Source organism: Planococcus donghaensis (assembly GCF_001687665.2).
Taxonomy (GTDB): Bacteria; Bacillota; Bacilli; order Bacillales_A; family Planococcaceae; genus Planococcus; species Planococcus donghaensis.
The window spans coordinates 691477-711376 of record NZ_CP016543.2 but is presented as its reverse complement, the minus strand read 5'-3'; the positions used below and the strand labels follow the sequence as shown (position 1 = coordinate 711376).

Genomic DNA, 19900 nt, shown 5'->3' with positions numbered 1-19900 from the left:
CTTAGGAGGAATTTGTATGACCATGAAATACAAGCGTATTTTGGTGGCTATTGATGGCTCGAAGGAAGCAGATTGGGCATTTAAAAAGGCGATTGAAATTTCTAAAAGAAACGAAGCCGCACTAAACTTAATCTATGTAGTGGATACTCGTTCCTATACCGCTATGACAAAGAGCGTACCGGATCCTGAAGACCGAATTTTTGACCACGGCAAAGAACTACTGAATAACTACAAACAAGATGCTTTAGCAGCGGGAATTTCTAGTGTACATGTGTATGTAGTCCCTGGTACTCCCGAAAAGGTGATTTCGCGTGACTATGCAAAACGGTTGGATATCGACCTTATTGTATGTGGAGCCCAAGGGTTAAATGCAATTGAACACTATATATTGGGCAGTGTATCTCAACATATTGTAAGCAGTAGCCCATGTGATGTTTTAGTTGTTCGCAGAGAGCAAAAAACAGAAGAGTAAAGAATTTAAAAACGGCCAGTCGACTTGTATAGCAAGCAGACTGACCGTTTTAATTTTTCTTCTTAACTTGCAAGACGTTAAAGATTAGTGGATTTATCCACGCTATTCGCTTTCACTTATGTCTTTTAAATTCCGCAATGTTTGCTCTATAGAATTAGCCATCAACTTTTTAATATAAAGTGTATTGACTAATTTTCCGATGATGTTGCCGTTTAAGTTATAATCCATTTCAAAATGGAGCTCCGTGCCTCCATTTTTTGGATAATAACGCCATGTTTGTCTTGCATCCAGCGCTCCAGTCACCAGGCAACGCCAAACATAACTATCTCCTACAGCTGCATTTTCCTCAACCAACACATGCACTTCCAACCCTCTTCCGAAAAAGAAATACTTTAAATCCATACTCGTTCCTTTTGCGCCTGACCCGAGAAGGTTTTCTGCTTCAGATACCCCTGCATACCATTGATACCAATAATTCGGATTTGTTGCGAATTGATAAACTTCCCCTATCCCCCGGTCAATATAAATAGACTTTTTTAAATTCCACATCTCGCGTCCTCCTTTCATATAAAATCACTTGTTGACGGGCGATAATTTAAACGAGTATTGCTCTCTTTCTAATATAACATGTTCCAACTTTTAATAAACTGACTTTTCTGATAAATTAAGATTATTTTACTAGCTTTCACTCTTGGCCTCTATAATGTTAGAATAATAAAAAAATACTAAAAGGCTGGTGAGTTCTGATTGAAAAAGGTAACTGCTAGGCATCATAGTGCGCAACTCTTTATGATGATCATTTCATTAATGGGCTGGTCTCTTGTGGTATACGCACTATTTCATTTACCAGCTATCGAAAAACCGTTTGAATTATTAATGCTTCTTAGTTTTATCTTTATTTGCGAACATTATCCAATGCCTTTTAGAAAAGGAAATTCTTCGCTGACTTTTCCAATCGTCTTTTTAACCTACCTTATATACGGCATCGAAATGACGATTGTTCTTTATTTTTTAGGAGTTCTTCTAACCACTTGGATTTATCGCAGGCCGCTGCGTATCATTTTTTTCAACCCTGCTCAATTGATTCTTAGTTTTATGGGTGCTCATTGGTTTCAAAGTATGTTCATGCCTTTGTTTAGTGGACCCGATATATCGATGAACTACATTTCGTTGTTTGTCTTTATTGCTCTTTTCTATATTATTAACAACTTTATTATCGACATCGTTTTGTTTCTTCGTCCTGAAAAATACACCGTTGCCATTTGGGCTGAAAAAGGCAGAGGCGAACTTTTTAGTTTTGGCATTTCCTTAGTCTATGGTTTTCTCCTTTATTACTTAGGAAGTCAAAACCGCGGCGAAGTGGATATTTTCTCTTATTTCTTCTTCTTGTCTCCGTTAATCTTTTTAGCAATTATCAGCTCAACCATTTTGAGGTTGCGTGCCGATAAGCAACGATTAAAAGCGTTGTTTCATTTTTCATCCGAACTAAACAAATCCATTCCCACAAAAGAATGGGATAAAGACATTAAACTTTTGTTGAGTGATGTTGTTTTTTACGAAGAAAGTTTCTTGTTCACAAAAGATGATCAAGACCAATGGCATTTGACCTTCTCAGAAGGCAGCCGGGAAGATTTAAACGACACACTCCAAAGCGAGGACTTTTCAAAGTTGGAACAAATCCGGTCTACACAAGTTTTTAATAAACAAGACCTAGACCAGGCACCACTCTCTCGCTGCTTTGATAAAAACATGCAAGTCGCGGTGTATGCTCCGTTAATATTAGATAACGAATTGATCGGCTGTCTTATTTTAACGAAGATTCGCACCAATAGTTTTGTGGTCGAAGACGTTCACTCGATTTCCACCATCTCAAACCAATTAGCGATTTTCTTAAAAACCCAGTTGTTGTTCAGTGAAAAAGAACAGCGTATTTTACTCGAAGAGCGCAATCGTATTGCCCATGATATTCATGATGGCATTGCACAAACATTAGCGGGTGCCGTTATGAAATTCGATAGCGCAGCTCGTAAAATCCCTTCTCACCCACAAGAAGCCGAGCAAATGATCAACGACAGCAACAACACATTACGCGAAGGATTGAAAGAAATCCGTGATTCGATTTATGCACTGCGTCCGCATCCAACGGAAAATCTTAGTTTGGATTTGGCCATTCAAAAAAAGATCGCCGAGATTAAAAAGAGCCACAATAACGGACTCGATATTTCCTTTGATCAACGTGGCATTCAAACACGCTTGAGTTTATTGACGGAAAAAGTCATTTACTCGATCACACAAGAAAGCATACAAAACTGTATAAAACACGCTCAAGCAAGCTCATTGAATATTTTATTGAGCTATCAAAAAGAACAAATTTTTCTAAAGATTAAAGATGATGGTGTTGGATTTTCATTGTATGAAGCAATGACAATGGCCATGAAAGAACCCCATTACGGAATTTTGCAAATGAACGAAGACGCTGCCAAAGTTGGTGCAACACTTCAAATTGAAAGCAGTGAAACAAAAGGAACCGAAATTATCGTACGAATACCAAAGATGGGTTTTGAAGGGGGATAAACAGGATGATTCAAGTGTTGTTGGTAGATGATCACGCCATTTTACGAGATGGTTTAAAAACATTAATCGCGCAAGAAGAAGACATGGAAGTAGTTGGTGAAGCCACAGGAAGTACGCAATTGATCGACATGCTGCCAAACGTTTCGCCAGATATTATTATGATGGATATTAACATGCCACAAATGAACGGCATTGAACTGACTCGTTGGGTAAAAAGCAATTATCCTTCGATTAAAGTAATCGTCTTGACGATGTATAATAACGATGAATATTTCATGGCAGCCATTCGAGAAGGTGCTGACGGTTACTTGCTAAAAGATTCTCCTTCTAAAGATGTGATTGATGCTATTCGCGCAGTCGCAAGTGGCGAGTCGGTGATTCCACCAGGCATGACGAAAAAATTACTATCGATGCACAAGCAAGAAAATAACCAAGAAGACAAAACTTTAACTCCACGGGAAATGGAAGTATTACTCGTTTTAGTTGAAGGACTATCAAATAAAGATATTGCGACACGGCTGTATATTAGCGATAAAACTGTCAAAATTCATGTCAGCAACATATTCAAAAAATTTGATGTAAAAAGCCGCTCGCAAGCGATTATTTTTGCCGTGCAAAACAATTTAGTGCCGTTGAGGTAGCAACTGTTCTCTCAAGGCGTAGATAAAATCTATTTGCACAATTTATGGAGCTATTAAAACCGCGCTGACCGCTTTGGGGTAGACGCGCCATCGCTAGCGTATGTACTAAAAAGGTTCATCAACTAATATCGAAGTTTCTCTATAAATAAAAAAGTCAAAAAGAATAACTATTGGCACAAGTTTGTTCCGATAGCTAGTTTGTCTACAAGCCAGAAGACGTAGCCATCTACTACTTAAGCAGTAGGTGGCTACGTCTTTTTGTATATGTAGAAATACGCCTCGTGGTGAATGGTGTTAATCTATGAAAAATGAAATCATTAGAAGAAGAAAAATTCTGAAAATATTAGGAGGATAACCATGAAGAGATTATTGATCGTCATCAGCACCTTTTGTTTAGCGCTCGGTCTTGCATTCAATCCTTTTTCATTAAACCAAACTTCAGCGAATGCAGAAGGAGTTATCATTGACCAAAAGCTACAAAACTTATTACAAAATCGACTCACACCGATCGAAGTCATCATTACATTCAAAAACAGCGATAGCAATCTTCAAGTACTTGAAAGCTTAGGCATTTCAAATGCGCAGTTGTTTCAAAGCTTACCAATGGCAGGAGCATCTGTAACACCGGCGCAAGTGACAAAATTAGCGGAATCAGCAGATATTCTTTCTATTTACTACAACGCACCGCTTCAATATGAAAACGAAGCTTCTACTTCTGTAACAGGCGTTGACCAAGTTCGCGAAGACCCAGAATTCCGAGCTGCTAATGGCGGAATGCCGATTACGGGTAAAAACATCGGCGTTGTCATCAATGACAGCGGTGTTGATGGTACACATAAAGATCATCAGCTTGGCAAAAACTTAGTACAAAATGTTATGGCGAATATTAACTTAAACAGTACGGTTGGTTTAGTACCAGTTGCATACCTTGAAAATATCCCGAATACAGATTCTACTTCTGGACATGGAACACACGTTACTGGAATTGTTGGCGGAACTGGTGCGATGTCTGGTGGAAAATACGAAGGCGTTGCACCTGGTGCAAACTTGATCGGCTATGGTTCAGGCGCTGGAATTGCAATCATGGACACAATCGGCGGATTTGACTACGCGCTTACACATCAAACCGAATACAACATTCGCGTAATCACTAATTCGTGGGGCGATACGAGCGACTCGAATACTGATTTCGATCCAAACCACCCGATCAATATCGCTACTAAAAAGTTATACGACCGTGGCATTACAACTGTTTTCTCTGCAGGAAATGCAGGTCCTGGAGCTTCAACCATTTCTGGAAACTATAAAAAAGCACCTTGGGTTGTAACTGTAGCTGCTGGAGATTCTTCTAAAAACCTAGCTGACTTTTCATCACGTGGTGTTAAAGATAAAGGTGGCACGGTCGTTATTGACGGTGAAACGTTTACTTGGGCAGATCGTCCGACAATCACAGCACCAGGCGTTGATATCGTTTCAACACGCGTGTTCACACCACTATCAGCGTTAAGTGCTGATAAAGATGCGACAGGAATTTCACCGGCACATTTGCCGTATTACACAACATTCAGCGGAACATCGATGGCGGCCCCTCATGCAGCAGGCATCATTGCCTTAATGCTTGAAGTAGATCCTACTCTATCCCCTGCTGAAATTAAAGAATTGATGCAACAAACAGCTACAACAATGCCAGGATACGAGACATGGGAAGTTGGCGCTGGTTACGTAAATGCGTATGCAGCAATCCAAGCGATTAAAGCAGAAAACCTTGCTCCAGCAACTCTTGTTCCATCGAAAAAAAAAAGTAAAAATTAAAAAATAAGTTTTGACCGCCCCCTATTTATATAGGGGGTGTTTTTTTTGCTGTCCTCTACGCCATTGGTAGTAATTTGCCTAGGACCTTCGGGAACGGAAAATACATCCTCTGCGTAATAGGCAACCGATAGTAAAAAGATGATAATTAAATTAAGATTTTTCAAACTATTGAGAAAAGGAGAATGATGAAATGAAAAAGATTTTGTTGATCGTTACGATGTTGTTCTTGATCTTCCCAGCTTTCTCTACCGCTAATGCAAACAGCTCGCAGTCAACTACCACTGCACAGGTAGATGAAAAAGTCTGGTCTGCTCTTTCCAAAGGAGCGACAGAAGTTATTGTTACATTCCGAGGAGATCAAAAACCCACAGAGGCTCAGCTTGATCTGCTGGAAGGGTTAGGAATTAAATCCGCCATTAGTATGCAGAGCCTCCCAATTGTGGGTGCTTTCGCAACAAAACAACAAATCGAAGAACTAGCGCAAAACCCTGAAGTACAATCTGTTTTCTTGAACGAAAAACTTGAGTATTTCAATGCTGATGCCAACATGATTACTGGCGTTGATAAAGCACAAACTGATAATAACTTCAGAAAACAAAATGGTGGATTACCGGTTTCTGGTGATGGCATCGGAGTGGTTGTCAATGACAGCGGCGTTGATGGCACACATAAAGATCATGAACTTGGTAGAAATCTTGTGCAAAACGTTTTAGGATCAACAAATCTTCAAAGCATTACAGGCATTCTTCCTGTTTCTTATACAGAAGACGTTCCAAATACTGACACAAACTCTGGACACGGTACGCACGTAGCTGGAACTGTTGGCGGTACTGGCGCAATGTCTGGTGGTAAATACGAAGGAGCCGCTCCTGGCGCTGACTTGATCGGCTATGGTTCTGGTGGTGCATTATTCGTCCTTGATGGTATCGGAGGTTTCGATTACGCGATTACGCATCAAACCGAATACAATATCCGTGTAATCACAAACTCATGGGGTTCTGGTGGAGATTTTGTACCAACTCACCCGATCAACTTAGCTAGTAAAAAAGCGTATGACCGCGGAATCGTTGTTTTATTCGCCGCTGGTAACGCAGGTCCTGGTTCAGATACACATAATCCATATGCAAAAGCTCCTTGGGTAATTTCAGTTGGAGCTGGTGAAAAAGATGGGACGCTTGCAGACTTTTCTTCTCGCGGAACAAAAGATGTAGGTGGCACATTTGACCTTCACGGCAAAACTTGGTCTTGGAAAGACGAGCCTTCTATCGTTGCTCCTGGCGTTGATATTGTATCAACAAGAACGGTTTCTCCAGTTACATCATTAGCAGCTGAACAAGATGCGACAACACTTGAACCCGCACATCTTCCTTATTACACGACGATGAGCGGTACTTCAATGGCAACACCGCACGTAGCAGGAATCACAGCATTACTGTTAGAAGCAAATCCAACACTTTCACCTGACGAAGTAAAATCACTTCTTCAAAACACGGCGACAAACATGCCCGGTTATGAAACATGGGAAGTTGGCGCAGGCTATGTAAATGCCTATGCAGCACTCGATTCAATTTTCAACAACAAAACATACGGTGCAACATTAAACAGCGAAAAAACATTTAATGCGAACGTTTCAGAACAAACAAAACGCGAAGATTTCTCAGTTGATTATGTAGTAGCTAAAAGTACACAACATACCTTTTCTGTAGAACAAGGCGTTTCGATCTTGTCTGCAAAAGTAAATGCAGAAGGTCTTCTTGGAGAAACAGGTAACCCAGTAAACTTGGTCCTAATTTCTCCAGACGGCACAGAATATAGTTCAGGTATTAGCTTATTGTTTGCGACAACTTATGACCGTACTGTTATTGTTAACAACCCAGTAGCTGGTCAATGGAAAGCTGAAGTACGCGGCTTACGCGGCAATGAAGCAAATCCTGTTGGCCTTGCATTTCCGGAAACAGTAGAAGGTGTTCTTTCTTTCACAAAAGTAAATGGCATCACTGGACTAACTGATATCGCGGGTCACGCTGCAGAACCAGCAATCGCGATGGGTGTCAAAAACCATTTATTCGATTCTAACGCTCAAGGAAAATTTAGACCTGATGCTAAACTAACTCGTGCAGATCTTGCTACTTACTTAGTAATGGGTGCTGAAATTCGTCAAAGCCTTCCTGGAACAGCAAGCTTTAACGACGTTTCTTCTGACTTCACTCCATTTGCAGAAGCCGTTACAGCTAAAGGATCAGCTTTCCGTGATTATGCTCAATTCGCTAATGGCGTTATGAAAGCAAAAGCAAGCGGTAAATTCGATCCGACAGGGAGCGTAACAAAAGCTGAACTTGCTTACTCGTTAGTACAAAGTTTAGGTTTGCAAAAACAAGCAGAAGCTTTCTCAGGCAACGTAACAGTTCAGTATAAAGATGAGCGTATTGCGATAAAAGACCAAGACAGCATCCCTGCTGACTTGAAACCATATGTTCAACTTGCACTAGACCTTAACATCTTAAACGCTCAGTTCTCAGTGACTCAAGGTAAATATGATCTTGTCCCAACTGTACAAGCAACATTTAACCCTAGTGAGCAAGTATTACGCGGTGATTTCGCAGTAGCATTTAGCCGTCATCACGAAGCATTTTTCACAAACTAATTATCAAAACCCCGCAGTTGCCACTGGCAGCTGCGGGGTTTTTGCTGTTTTTGAGTGCAAACACTACTTTGAAAATCACGTTAGCTCTTTTCTATTTTCTATACGCACTTGGATAAGCTCTTTTAGTTTTTCTTCCCTCTCAATTTCTTTTAAGTTCACGCTGTATCCGCCTTCTAGTTCTTCTCTTGTTAGTTTAAACTCCCCGACACCATTCACTGTTTCAAACTTCAATATGAACCAGTTCATTCCTGGCAAGTGAATCCCCTTCATCCCTGCCTTATTGTCTAACACCTAAGAGTCTTTATTGTTAAACAAATCACCAAATGAATTGTCTGTCTCTGCGTTCCAGCCACTCAATACAGTCAAGACGATAACCAAAACGAAATATTTACTATGCCGATTCAACTTTTCTCGGATTTTATTTTTGAAATTCAAAAACCGTTAGAGAAAAATGATGAATTTTTCTCTAACGGTTTTATTATAAAAACGTATGGAACAACTTTCTTTAATACGGGCTTAGAGCTGTAAATGTGAAGGGTACGTTTGCTCCGCTGTACAATCCAACATAAACGTAAGCCGTGCCACCAGGAATGACTCCTGTTTCGTCAGCTCCAGAAGTGGCAACTGATCCGATCACTTCGAAGTTCTTATTGTAGAAATACACGTCATAATCGTAGTCACTTTCTGCTGAGCTTGTCAGGTTAAACGTATGAATTCCATCTCCGTATGGCGAAGGCAACGTCACTACGTAACCGTCCAAACCTTGTGTCGTCGGAGTTGGATTTTGTGTAGTCACAAATTCATTTTCCGTGACTGCAAGCGTCGCACCCACATCGGCTAAGTTGCCGATGCCTGTTCCTGCATTTCCTGCTGTAACTGTTCCTGTAGCCACAAACGGCTCTTCAGGCTCTAGTACAAGTGGTGAAATTTTTGTTTTGCCTGGTCCAAATGCTTGCAGTTCAGCTACTTGAATATAACCTGCTGCGTTATTTTGTGCATTTTTGACAACCAGTTTCAAGTATTTCGCTTCTACCGTGTTTTCTAGTTCGTATTCTTTGTAGTGCAAATCAGGTGTAGCTGGACGTGGAATCGAAGCTGTAAATTCACTATCTACAATTTCCGTCCACGTTTCCCCGTCTATAGAAGAAAGTACCGTAAAGTCTTTGATTGTCGCAAATCTTCCTTTAGAGATGTCTTTAAAGGCACTGACGTTGACGCTAGACACTTTAACCGCTTTATCCGTCACCAAATCAACAACAAATTCTGCACCTGTAAAGCCGCCTTCTTGAGCTTCAGATGCGTATACACTCGCTTCTGTATCATCAATGACCATTTTCACTTGGTTGCTGTCAGACTCACTAGACACACTCGCAATTGTTGCGCCATTCGATGAAGAGGCAACGTTTGGTTCAAGCGAAATTTTCAATGCTTTGTTTTTACCTGTATCAATTTCAACATCTTTAAGTGTACGTGAACCAAAGCCTTTTGCTTGGATGGTGATGTCGTAAGTCCCTGCTAGCATCGGAACGCCAAATGCGCCTTTTTCTGCTGTTTTCGTAACAGCACTTGTTCTAGCTTCATATTCACCAATAATGATGCGAACATCTTCAACTGGTTTATTCGTAGCGGCGTTAATAATCTTGCCGGCGAACAAACCATTTTTGTCATTTAGCGGATGGTTATAAGCAGGTGTAGGATCGGTATCATTGCCACCATTTGAAGCTGCACTATATCCTAACCCGCGACTTGCAAAGGCTGCCCACAATGTATCGTAATGTTTCCCGCCGTAACGTTCTGTATCGGCCGCAATGATGGCATCGCGCATATCTACCATTGACGGGTTTGGAGCAGAAATTGGCATCGCATCGATGACCAATTGCTCAACGACTTTCTCACCTGCTTCTTTGCCAAGTGACGCCAGCAAATCTTCTCTAACTTTCCAAAGAATCGCTGCCCAAATTTCGCCGTCCGCGTGTACTTCAGGTCCGATAATATCAAAGCCGATATCTCCGTATTGTAGTGGACTATCTTCTAACGACCAGCTACGAATTCCGCGCTCTTCGTTGCCCGTTACGTAAGCTCCGACAACGGCTTTGTCTTGCAAGTTATTTTTGATCAAGTAATGCATCGCAAACCAATCTCCCCAAGCTTCGCCCATCGAACCTGCCTGATGGCTGCCAAGAGACTCTCCGCCTGCGACTAATCGTGTAGACAAGGCGTGAGAATATTCATGATAAATAATTCCTGCATCGTAATCACCGTCTGCATATTCGCCTTCAAACGCGCCTGCGATCGGCTCCCATAAGAACATCCCACTCCATGCCGGCAGACCGTCTGGCAAGGTCAGCATATAAGCGTTGTCGCGTCCAGTGTAGGTCGGTTCCCCACCTGAAACCGCTCCGGCTTGGACCAATCCCATAATGGCGTCACCTTCAGAGCCGCCTTTGCCAAAATTTGTTGTTTGAAGATTCCCTGCACCTTCAACCCACCCAAGCTTATAGAAATAATCATGAAACAAATTGTGGTGATAAAACAGATTCGTTGTTGCACTGTTGACGTCTTCTGCATAAGAAGGCGGCAAAGCTTGCCCTTTACTCTTTTGCCAAGCATTTAAGAACGGGTATTTAAATTGTCCTAATGGATTGACCGGTCGAACCGCTTGATCGGCTGGCGCTAAAAAGTTACTCCAGTTGGCAAACGAATTTGCATTGTTACCAAGTGTGGTAACGCCAAGTTCACTTGTCGGGAGTAGCCAACCGTTTGGTGAAGCAGCGGCGTCACCTTTAAATGATTTGTTGACCAACGTACCGCCTTTAGACGAACCCGGGTAGTTTTCAAAAATTGCCCCTTCTGGATTTAAATGTTGAACAAGTGAACGTTCGTATAGCCGTTCTCCTGTTTTCGCATCAATAATCACTTCTGCACCTTTTTGAAGTTCTTCAATATACAATACGCGGTACACGGGTCTCATTTCATCGCCTTTAGAAAATACCGCTTTTTTCACGTATTGTTTTGTTGGCAAGACATTGTTCCCATCAAACACTTTCCATCCATTTGCTTGTCCTGCGGCTTTAGCTGTATACGCCAAACCAGGTTGTTCTAATGCAATGACTTTGTTTAATGCATCTGCTTCGGATAAAGCAAAGTCATTTACAAAAGATTTGGCTTTCGACAAATTGCCTGTTACCGATAATATCTGTCCTGTTTTATTGACTGCGACAATTACGCGTCCACCAAAAATCGACTCGATACCGTCAAATGATTGTTGGAATGTAACAGGTTGAAGACCTGTGCCAGGCACTTTATAATTGCGAATTACTTTTAGTGAATCGATATCTTTTTCAGCCAATCCAAAAACTTCAGCATTGGCTTTTAACCAGCCGCGCGCAATTGTCTCTGCAGAACCTGAAGTTGGAGCTGTTAAATACCCTTTATCTTTTACAATGGATGAAGGCGTACCAAACATTTTGTTCCACTGAACTTTGGTACCGCTTCCAATGGAATCGATTAATTTATTGGTTGCTAGTAATTGTTTGCTCGTAGGGATTACGCCACTCAGCACATTTCGAGCGTCATACAATTGTTCATGTGTTTGTGTTTCCAAAACACTTGTTGAAGCGATCGGTCCTGAAATTTCCATGGCATTTGTGGTAAAAGGAATTAATAAGGAACTTGCTAAAACAGCCGAACCCAATACAGAATATACTTTTTCCTTCTTCATCATACATCCCCATTTCTCAATTTTAATCGTGATACTTAGTACTTGTTCTTCACTATAAGATAAAGTCCTACCCAATAGTTGATAAACACTGACTAAGCAGTAGTAAGACTGTTACAAGGTAGTAGCGAGGGATAGACTATTGGTAGTAGGTTTAGTGGATAGTTGGAAAAAGTTGATTTTAAACAAGAAAAAACCGCCTATCTCGGTTGAGAGATGGGCGGTTTGAGCTGCTAAGGATTACTTTTGAGATTGCGCTATTACTGCTTCAACAAGAAGTCCAGTTACTTGACCTTTGAATTGATCTGAAACTGATTTGCCGGCTGGGTCTTTGTAATACAGAAGGTTTGTTTCTTCAATATAAGTAAAGCCTTTATCTAAAAGTTGATTTTTCAAAGCTACTGGTATTTGGTCACTGCCTGTTACTTCTTTAAAGTAAGGCGTTGTTGCAATCGACACATCCACATCGTCGAGGCTAGATTTTAACATGAATAAATCCTTGTCACTTTTTATAATCCATTGTCCTTTAGAGTGGATGGCTATTTGCAAGTATTCCAAATTAGAAATCCCCTGCAAGTTCACGCCGTAAATACCATTAATCAGCGCTCGGCTCACTACTCCAGTAAGTGAATAATCATGTTGTTTTATATAGCGGTCCATTACTTCGTTTTTCATCATGCTCATAATCTGCTCGTCTTTTGCTTTAGATGTCGGTGCTTCTCCCAAAGAAACGCGCAAGCTTTCCATAATGTCATCCGAATAAACGCTCAGTTTGCTGCCATAATTCATTTCTGAAATTATGTTTAAATCAACTGAAAACACTTCTTTTACTGCTCGACGAACTTCGTTACCTTTTAACTTTTTACCAAATGACGCCAAGTAGTAATCCATGACTTGCGTCTTCCGTAATTTGTTTATGGCACTATCTTTTTGCGTAGATGTAGCATCTTCTCCTAAAGCAACGCGTACCGCTTCCATCACTTTTTTCGAGTACTTGGTCTCTTGTTTGTTTTGCTGCATTTGTTCCGTTTCTGAGTTAGCGTTTGTCGATGTTTCTTGTGCGAAGACATTACCGACTCCCCCTGTAAATACAACGCTTGTGACGATAGCCGATAACATTAGTTTTTTAACTTGGATTTTCAATTGGTTTCCTCTTTCTGTTCGTTAAATTTTGTCTTTGATTAATGGTGTGATCTCACAAAATTTTTGTGTCTCTTACGACTCATCCATATTGTTCGCTTCTTCTGTATCGCGCACGTTTTTTTGTACGGTTACAACAGCAAACAAACTCAAGACGAACGAAATGCCGTAAAAGCCTTTTTCACTTAACGTGATACTTCCTGCATTAAACAAGCCAATCGCCATAAGCGAAATTGCGGCAATGAGTGCAAACCAGCTAATGCCGTAATACAAGTTGGTAACGCGTATTCCTTCATCACGGTCTCTAACCGCTTTTTGAAGAGAAACGGCCGAGTAAAGTCCGAGAATCATAACGGTAATATAATAGCCTTTTTCGTTTAACTCCATTCCTGCATTGTACAAACCGATCAAATACGTCGATACCCCAATAAGCAATGCACCCCAAGATGCACCTTTGAACGCGCCAGTCGGTTCACCAAGCCTGCGTTTTTCCACCGGCTTTTTCGTGAATACGTCCTCTTCTCTATCCCCTAACATATACATTTCCCCCTATCTTTTAATATTGCGGATTTCTCTCTTTTTGCACAGCTGTCTCAATTTTACAAAAATATTTTATTACGATTATTCTACCATATATAGAAGAAAGCATTACAATTGTTTTTGAATAGAATCTTCAATAGACTAATTTTATAGAAATCAAAAAGCCACCGAACAGAATATTTTCTGCCGGCGCTCCTACATAAGTATTGGATTTACTCTATAGTCCTGTCTTTCTCTAACAAAATAGATGTAGACTTTGCCTCTAGCTCTCGTTATTAATCTTATCTAGTAAAAATTGACGAATTCGATCAACATCCACTAAGCTGCTCTTAGGAATAATATAAGCAGATAAGCCGCTATTATATAAATACAAATTGGATGTATCTTCGCCGAAATTTTCGATACCCGCCCACGATACCAGTTCTTCGCCTGTTGCACTGATTTCACGAAGACCCACTTCTGTAAAAATCATAGTATGCGTACCTAGTATTCCTGTATTCTTTCCTTCTCGAAGTAACTTTTTGGCTGATTTCCGAATGTGACGATAAAAATACTTCGGATAAAATACAGCCCATAAAATTCCCATGATCAGAAACGGAATTACCATGAATAAGATTGGAATATCCAATATAAACGAAAGTACGATGGCCATCACTACATAAATAATCGGGACCAACACTCGTTGCATGGTCATTGTTTTCCTGACCGTTTCAGAATTTTGTGCGTGGTATAAATTAAAATCAATATACGCTTCTTCGGTTACTTCATAGACAATCTCCATGTTCTTAGTTAGCTCCTTTTTTATTGACCTGGACATTTTCTCAAGACTTCAATAGGACTCTATCATACCATATAAAAGGAATTTTTTGGATAAAAAAGTTATTTCTCTCACCTTTCTAAGTAAAATGAAAAAACTGCAGTCTCGCAAAATTTGGAAACAATTAAAAAAGTCTTTAATTGTTTCTATTGAACTTGGCGCTACTAAATGAGCAATAAAAGGATTATAGTTAATAGTTGAGGATAAAACCACATCGCGAAAAGATAGAAAAGAGGACTAGAATGACTGCACCAAATAAAAAACGAAAAGCTAATAAAGTTAAAGTAATTTTGCGAGCATTGCCCATCATCATCGGTGCTTTCATCACCGCATATGGTCTCGAAACCGTGCTAATTCCGAATAATGTATCGGACGGTGGGGTCACCGGTATCAGCATCGTTGGCTCCCAACTGACTGGAATGCCGTTAGGTTTGCTGATTGCCGTCTTGAATATTCCATTCATCTATTTAGGGTATAAGCAAATTGGGAAAAGCTTCGCTATCTACTCTACCATCGGTATCTCTTCTCTTGCCTATGCGACGACCTTGATGCATCATATTCCACCTATCATCGTCGGAGACACATTACTGATTACAGTCATTGGTGGAATTATTATTGGGTTTGGAATGGGAGTTGCATTGCGAAACGGCGGTGCGCTCGATGGAATCGATATGCTGGCGGTACTGCTGTCACGCAAACTGCCATTTGGAACAAGTGATTTGATCTTATTTCTTAACATGTTCGTCTTTATCATCGTCTCATTCGTCTTTGGTCTAAAAGGCGCCTTCTTATCAGGCATTGCTTATTACATTGCCGCCAAAGTCATTCACTTGGTCGAAGAAGGATTCAGTGGCTCTAAAACCTATAAAATCATTTCGCGTAACCCTGAGCTACTCGTCCAAACCATCTACGATCGTCTTGGACGCAATGCCACCTATAATATCGTCAAAGGGGCATATACTAACGAGGACTACAAAGAAATCACTTGCATCATCAACCGACTCGAAGACAGTAAGATGAAAGAAATCATCTTTGAAATCGACAACAATGCCTTTGTCGCCGTTTACGACGTAGCTGAAGTAAGAGGCGGCAACTTTAGAAAGCGAGATATTCACTAATTCTCATGCAAGCTAGTAAATCTATAAAGACCTTCTTGTTTCTTTTATCCAATGCGAAAACCGCCGACAGAAGTTCTATGCGGCGGTTTTTGTGTTGAATCTTATCTCATTCTATTTTATAAGTCGACTGTTAACCTGTTCAAGGTCATGTTCTTTAAAATACTACCTGCTTACTTTACTTGTCACCATTTGGAATCCGTACTTGAAATAACGACCCTTCACCTGCTGAACTTTCCACCCAAATCGTTCCACCATGTGCGTCTACAATCCATTTGCCGATTGCCAGTCCAAGTCCATGGCCACCTTCTTTTCGCGTCCGTGCTTTGTCTGCTCGGTAAAAGCGATCGAAAATACGGTCTTGGTCAGCAGCTGCAATGCCAATCCCGGTATCCCGTACGGCAAGTAGTAAAGAATCGTTGCGTATTTGCAAGGTGACAGTAACAGTGCCGCCTTCTGGTGTATAGTTGATCGCATTGTCGAGTAGAATCGATAATAGCTGAACTAATTTGTCGCAATCTGCATATACATTCGCTTCCGCAGGTGCATCTAGTATTAAATCGATTTTTTTAGCAGTCGCTCTTGCTTTAAAAGAGCTTATCAATTGTTTGCTCGCTGGAGTTAAGTTGCACCAGTTGCGAACTAGCGCATTGGCATCTGGTGAATCTGCTTGTGCCAGTGTCAGCAAATCACTAACCAATACAGTCATTCGACGAACTTCATGTTTTAACCCGTCCAAAATGCGTCCGGTAAAAGGATCTTTCTCTTCCCGCTCCATTTCAAGCACTTCTATAGAAGATAAAATCGTACTTAGCGGCGTTCGCAACTCGTGAGATGCGTTCGCCACTAATTCACGTTGCTGGTTGTAACTCCGCTGAACCGGAACAAGTGCCCGTTTTGACATGATATAACTAAGCACAATTCCGATACCAATAAAGAGAATAGCTAGTCCACTAAGTACGATGACCGTCCAACGGAAAATCCGTGTGATATTGGAAATGTCGAGACCGATATACATCGTACCGACAACGTCACCGTCTACCTTGACCGGACGTGCTAAAGTAAGAACCGTAAAATCAAAATTTAGAAACTCACTAAACTCCGGATCTTCTTTTGGGATGGTGATGTTTTCTTGTCTAATTTCTGTTTCGTTAGGCACCCAACCCGAAATAAGTTCCAAGTACAATGGCTGTAGCTGTTCAATGCCTTCATTAGATACTACAAGTTCACCATCTGAAGTTTGTACGTAATAAAACAATTGATTTTCTGCTAGAAATTGTTGGCGCGGCAGTCTTCGCGTAGGAGCAGCCGGCCCAAAGGTTTCTCTGCGAAGATCCGTTATTTCTTGTTCGGCAAGCTGCCGTAGTTCCTGCTCTTGACCGCTAAAAACTACTTGATACAAAATAAATAACACAATCGCTACAAAGAGGATCAAAAAGATGGAAAAAATGCCGCTGTAAAATAAGGTGAGACGTTTATGCGTAGCCCGAAAGACATCTTTTGTTTTTTCAGCTCGCTTTGTTCTTTTTTCACGCTTCAATTTTATACCCCACCCCGCGAACCGCTTTGATGAAATCTTCTTTACTGGTGCGGCTAATTTTCTTCCTTAATAGCTTCACTGTAGCATCAATTGTTTTTAAAGACACTTCGGCATCGAGTCCCCATATGCGATCGAGTATCAATTCACGGGTCAGTACTTGTCCTCGATTTACTACAAGTAGTTCAAATAATTGAAACTCACGCGGTGTGAGTAAAATTTCTTCTTCTTGATAGTAGAGCGTATGACTTGTTCGATTTAGCAATAATTCACCAAGCGTTACCGTTTCTTCTCGGATTGGTGTGCGCGTACGTCTTGTTAACGCATTAAGCCGTGCCCACAACTCATCAATTTCAAACGGTTTGATAATATAATCATCTGCCCCGGCATCTAGTCCTTCTACTCGATCTGGCACAGCGCCTTTTGCCGTCAACATCAATATGGCACCGCTATAGTCCGATGCTCGTAAATGCCGACAAACGGATACGCCATCGCCATTTGGCATCATCCAATCGAGAATGACGACATCATAAAAAGAGGCTTGCGCATAAGCAATGGCATCTTCACCTTCTGTTACCCAGTCAACAACAGAAGCTCCTTTTTTCTTTAATAAATGCACGATCAGTTCTCCAAGGCGCTCATCATCTTCAGCTAATAGCACTTTCATATGCCTCCTCCTCTCTTAAAAGTCCCTTTTTATCTTTTCTAAAAATAACATACCTTTATGAAAAACAAATGAAAATTCTTTTTCAATTTCACTAAACTTTCACTAACCCACTTTATAGTAAGCATTGTAAGACATCACATCAAAACTTAGGAGGAATCGTAAATGAACAAAAAATTATCGTTATTACTCGCTACAAGCGCATTATCAATTGGAGTTGTAGGATCTGCCGTAGGTCCCGTATTTGCATCAGAAACAACAGACACTTTAACAGAAAACGCAACTGAACAAAGCGCAACAGCTCTTTCAAAGGATAAAGAAGAGCGCCGTAGTCCATTTGCCGATTTGGATGATGAAACAAAAGATCAAGCTAAAGCAATCCTGGATGAACTACAAGACGACACAATTACAAAAGAAGAAGCACAAACTCAGCTCGAAGCACTTGGTATTGAAGTGCCTGAGATGGGCGAACGTCAAGGGAAAGGCAATCGTCATGGCAACCCATTCGCAGATTTAGATGAGGAAACGCAAACTCAAGCTAAAGCGATTATGGACGAACTTAAAGACGGCACGTTAACGAATGAAGAAGCTCAGGCACAGCTTGAAGCACTTGGCATTGATGCACCTGAGATGGGTGAACGTCAAGGGAAAGGCAATCGTCATGGCAATCCATTCGCAGATTTAGATGAGGAAACGCAAACTCAAGCTAAAGCGATCATGGATGAACTTAAAGACGGCACGTTGACGAAAGAAGAAGCTCAGGCACAGCTTGAAGCACTTGGTATTGAAGTGCCAGAATTGAAAGGAGATCGTTTTGCAGACTTAGATGAAGAAACACGCACACAAGTCGAAGCGATTCTCGATCAAGTTAAAGAAGGCACGTTGACAAAAGAAGAAGCACAGACTCAGCTTGAAGCACTTGATGTCGAACTTCCGAAACAACGTGGCGGGGCTAAAGAGCACCGTGGAGAACGCGATAATACAAACGACGAATCTTCTGACGAAAGCTTATAAAAATAAGAAAACTCGATACCTTTGGGTGCCGAGTTTTTTTGTGGAGATATGGATTGTGACATGCTGAAAAAGCTATTCAAGTCTCTGGCCACTTAAAACCTCCATAATAATATCGTTTCTTAATTTGACTGAGATCGTATTCCCATTCTGTAATCGCATGTTGGTATTTTTGTTCCCCATTTTTTTGTTTTTTTCTTAACCGCACATTTGCGCTAATAATATATACTACTTTTTTTAGTCCTATTGCTGGAATCGCTCTTCTAATCGCTTCCCACCGTTCTTCTCTTGTAGAACCACTAATTCGATAGCCGATTTTATTCAGTTCACTTTGCTCACTAAATAAAGAATCTTCAATAGAAGCAAGTGATGCAGACGAATTCGTGTCCACCGAGTTCCATTGGCCTGATTTTTCAGCACTTTTCTTTTCTTGAGAAGCATGCTTGATATTTGTAATTTGACGATACTTGAGTACGAGTGGTGAATATCTTGCAGACAGGCTTTCAAACTGCTCATTAACCATGTAAATCTCTTTAAGCAATACATCAACAAAAATATTTTCCACTTCTGTATACAAGTATATTTCACGAGAATTCTTTGTTTCATATAACGGCAAAATTGCTTTCCGTCCAACTAAATTATATTTCCTTACGAATGTCTCCAGAAAAGCGTTATCTATAACATTAATCTTATAACGATAAATGACAGGTTTTAACGAGTCGTTTAGTTCTGTAAGGTCAGTTGTAGTAGATTCGTTTTCGGATGTAGAATTCTCATAATAAGTCTTTTCCCGCTTTTTCTTTTCAGTTGCTGCTGACAACTCATTTCTAACTTGTAATAATGTCTTTTCCCATTCTTCTTCCTTAGTAGGTTGTTTAGCTGCGCTCACAGTACGAACTTCTTCTTTTACTACTTTTTTTGTAGGTTTAGGTAAAGGATTATTTTGTTGTTTAGATACTTCTAAGTCTAAACGTACTTGAAGCTGCAGATTTTCCCCTTCCCGCTTTTTTAATTTTGTTTTTAGCTCTCGTATTTTTTCCTCTTGTCGTTTTATTACGTCTTCTTGATTTTTAATTGTCTTTTCATGTCCAGCTATTACTTTCTGTATCTCTAGTTCAGCTGCCATAACAGTTTCTAAAATTCTCGTTTTAAAATCCATAGTTGGTTTCCTTCCTCTACTGAAATGGATATATTATACAACTACATATATAGTAG

At 40.5% G+C, this 19900-nt stretch carries 16 protein-coding genes; 7 read left to right on the top strand and 9 right to left on the bottom strand.

Annotated elements, in window-relative coordinates; genetic code table 11:
* The first annotated feature begins 16 nt into the window (after positions 1-16).
* Positions 17-472, top strand: a complete 456-nt coding sequence (locus tag BCM40_RS03585) for a universal stress protein (protein WP_065527116.1) — start codon at positions 17-19, stop codon at positions 470-472.
* Between the two features lie 102 nt (positions 473-574).
* Here BCM40_RS03585 and BCM40_RS03580 read toward each other — a convergent pair whose 3' ends face one another.
* Entirely contained in the window at positions 575-1021 is a 447-nt protein-coding gene (locus BCM40_RS03580; RefSeq protein WP_065527117.1) for an SRPBCC family protein, read from the bottom strand.
* A 198-nt stretch (positions 1022-1219) separates the two neighbouring features.
* Between BCM40_RS03580 and BCM40_RS03575 the strand changes: the two genes are divergently transcribed.
* The 4 genes from BCM40_RS03575 (at position 1220) to BCM40_RS03560 (ending at position 8143) form a co-directional block, all read left to right on the top strand.
* Complete coding sequence (locus BCM40_RS03575; protein WP_238323750.1) at positions 1220-3046, top strand: sensor histidine kinase; 1827 nt, start codon at positions 1220-1222, stop codon at positions 3044-3046.
* A 5-nt stretch (positions 3047-3051) separates the two neighbouring features.
* Positions 3052-3687 carry a response regulator gene (locus tag BCM40_RS03570; protein WP_065527118.1) on the top strand — a complete coding sequence of 212 codons (636 nt, stop codon included), beginning with the start codon at positions 3052-3054 and terminating at the stop codon, positions 3685-3687.
* 357 nt (positions 3688-4044) lie between these two features.
* Positions 4045-5499, top strand: coding sequence for a S8 family serine peptidase (locus tag BCM40_RS03565; RefSeq protein ID WP_065527119.1), 1455 nt, complete (start codon positions 4045-4047; stop codon positions 5497-5499).
* A 190-nt stretch (positions 5500-5689) separates the two neighbouring features.
* Positions 5690-8143 (top strand): S8 family serine peptidase, encoded by a 2454-nt coding sequence (locus BCM40_RS03560; RefSeq protein ID WP_083394466.1) that lies wholly within the window; start codon positions 5690-5692, stop codon positions 8141-8143.
* A gap of 75 nt (positions 8144-8218) precedes the next feature.
* On the opposite strand, the gene BCM40_RS03555 is transcribed toward BCM40_RS03560, so the two are convergent.
* The 5 genes from BCM40_RS03555 to BCM40_RS03535 form a co-directional block, all read right to left on the bottom strand.
* Positions 8219-8398, bottom strand: a complete 180-nt coding sequence (locus BCM40_RS03555) for a hypothetical protein (protein ID WP_065527120.1) — start codon at positions 8396-8398, stop codon at positions 8219-8221.
* Positions 8399-8648: 250 nt separating this feature from the next.
* Positions 8649-11864: a M36 family metallopeptidase gene (locus tag BCM40_RS03550; protein ID WP_065527121.1), complete on the bottom strand. Its 3216-nt coding sequence runs from the start codon at positions 11862-11864 to the stop codon at positions 8649-8651.
* Between the two features lie 237 nt (positions 11865-12101).
* Positions 12102-13004, bottom strand: coding sequence for a hypothetical protein (locus tag BCM40_RS03545; protein ID WP_156851251.1), 903 nt, complete (start codon positions 13002-13004; stop codon positions 12102-12104).
* 72 nt (positions 13005-13076) lie between these two features.
* Positions 13077-13538 (bottom strand): inner membrane protein YiaA, encoded by a 462-nt coding sequence (gene yiaA / locus BCM40_RS03540; RefSeq protein ID WP_065527122.1) that lies wholly within the window; start codon positions 13536-13538, stop codon positions 13077-13079.
* Positions 13539-13803: 265 nt separating this feature from the next.
* Positions 13804-14322 carry a YcxB family protein gene (locus BCM40_RS03535; RefSeq protein WP_065527123.1) on the bottom strand — a complete coding sequence of 173 codons (519 nt, stop codon included), beginning with the start codon at positions 14320-14322 and terminating at the stop codon, positions 13804-13806.
* 278 nt (positions 14323-14600) lie between these two features.
* Between BCM40_RS03535 and BCM40_RS03530 the strand changes: the two genes are divergently transcribed.
* Complete coding sequence (locus BCM40_RS03530) at positions 14601-15476, top strand: YitT family protein (RefSeq protein WP_065527124.1); 876 nt, start codon at positions 14601-14603, stop codon at positions 15474-15476.
* Between the two features lie 175 nt (positions 15477-15651).
* On the opposite strand, the gene BCM40_RS03525 is transcribed toward BCM40_RS03530, so the two are convergent.
* Positions 15652-17013 (bottom strand): sensor histidine kinase, encoded by a 1362-nt coding sequence (locus tag BCM40_RS03525; RefSeq protein WP_065527125.1) that lies wholly within the window; start codon positions 17011-17013, stop codon positions 15652-15654.
* Positions 17003-17677, bottom strand: coding sequence for a response regulator transcription factor (locus tag BCM40_RS03520; RefSeq protein WP_065527126.1), 675 nt, complete (start codon positions 17675-17677; stop codon positions 17003-17005). The genes BCM40_RS03525 and BCM40_RS03520 overlap by 11 nt, the downstream gene beginning before the upstream one ends.
* 162 nt (positions 17678-17839) lie before the next feature.
* On the opposite strand from BCM40_RS03520, the gene BCM40_RS03515 reads away from it, so the two are divergent.
* On the top strand, positions 17840-18688 hold the full coding sequence (locus tag BCM40_RS03515; RefSeq protein WP_065527127.1) for a hypothetical protein: 849 nt from the start codon (positions 17840-17842) through the stop codon (positions 18686-18688).
* Between the two features lie 76 nt (positions 18689-18764).
* Here the strand turns inward: BCM40_RS03515 and BCM40_RS03510 are convergent, their stop codons facing one another.
* Positions 18765-19844, bottom strand: a complete 1080-nt coding sequence (locus tag BCM40_RS03510; RefSeq protein ID WP_065527128.1) for a hypothetical protein — start codon at positions 19842-19844, stop codon at positions 18765-18767.
* Between the last annotated feature and the right edge of the window lie 56 nt (positions 19845-19900).

Excerpts from the sequence above, each read along its gene's own strand:
- BCM40_RS03550 (WP_065527121.1), bottom strand. The coding sequence starts at position 11,864 with ATGAAGAAGGAAAAAGTATATTCTGTATTGGGTTCGGCTGTTTTAGCA.
- BCM40_RS03520 (WP_065527126.1), bottom strand. The coding sequence starts at position 17,677 with ATGAAAGTGCTATTAGCTGAAGATGATGAGCGCCTTGGAGAACTGATC.
- BCM40_RS03565 (WP_065527119.1), top strand. The coding sequence starts at position 4,045 with ATGAAGAGATTATTGATCGTCATCAGCACCTTTTGTTTAGCGCTCGGT.
- BCM40_RS03570 (WP_065527118.1), top strand. The coding sequence starts at position 3,052 with ATGATTCAAGTGTTGTTGGTAGATGATCACGCCATTTTACGAGATGGT.
- BCM40_RS03535 (WP_065527123.1), bottom strand. The coding sequence starts at position 14,322 with ATGGAGATTGTCTATGAAGTAACCGAAGAAGCGTATATTGATTTTAAT.
- yiaA (WP_065527122.1), bottom strand. The coding sequence starts at position 13,538 with ATGTTAGGGGATAGAGAAGAGGACGTATTCACGAAAAAGCCGGTGGAA.
- BCM40_RS03510 (WP_065527128.1), bottom strand. The coding sequence starts at position 19,844 with ATGGATTTTAAAACGAGAATTTTAGAAACTGTTATGGCAGCTGAACTA.
- BCM40_RS03560 (WP_083394466.1), top strand. The coding sequence starts at position 5,690 with ATGAAAAAGATTTTGTTGATCGTTACGATGTTGTTCTTGATCTTCCCA.
- BCM40_RS03530 (WP_065527124.1), top strand. The coding sequence starts at position 14,601 with ATGACTGCACCAAATAAAAAACGAAAAGCTAATAAAGTTAAAGTAATT.
- BCM40_RS03515 (WP_065527127.1), top strand. The coding sequence starts at position 17,840 with ATGAACAAAAAATTATCGTTATTACTCGCTACAAGCGCATTATCAATT.
- BCM40_RS03585 (WP_065527116.1), top strand. The coding sequence starts at position 17 with ATGACCATGAAATACAAGCGTATTTTGGTGGCTATTGATGGCTCGAAG.
- BCM40_RS03580 (WP_065527117.1), bottom strand. The coding sequence starts at position 1,021 with ATGTGGAATTTAAAAAAGTCTATTTATATTGACCGGGGGATAGGGGAA.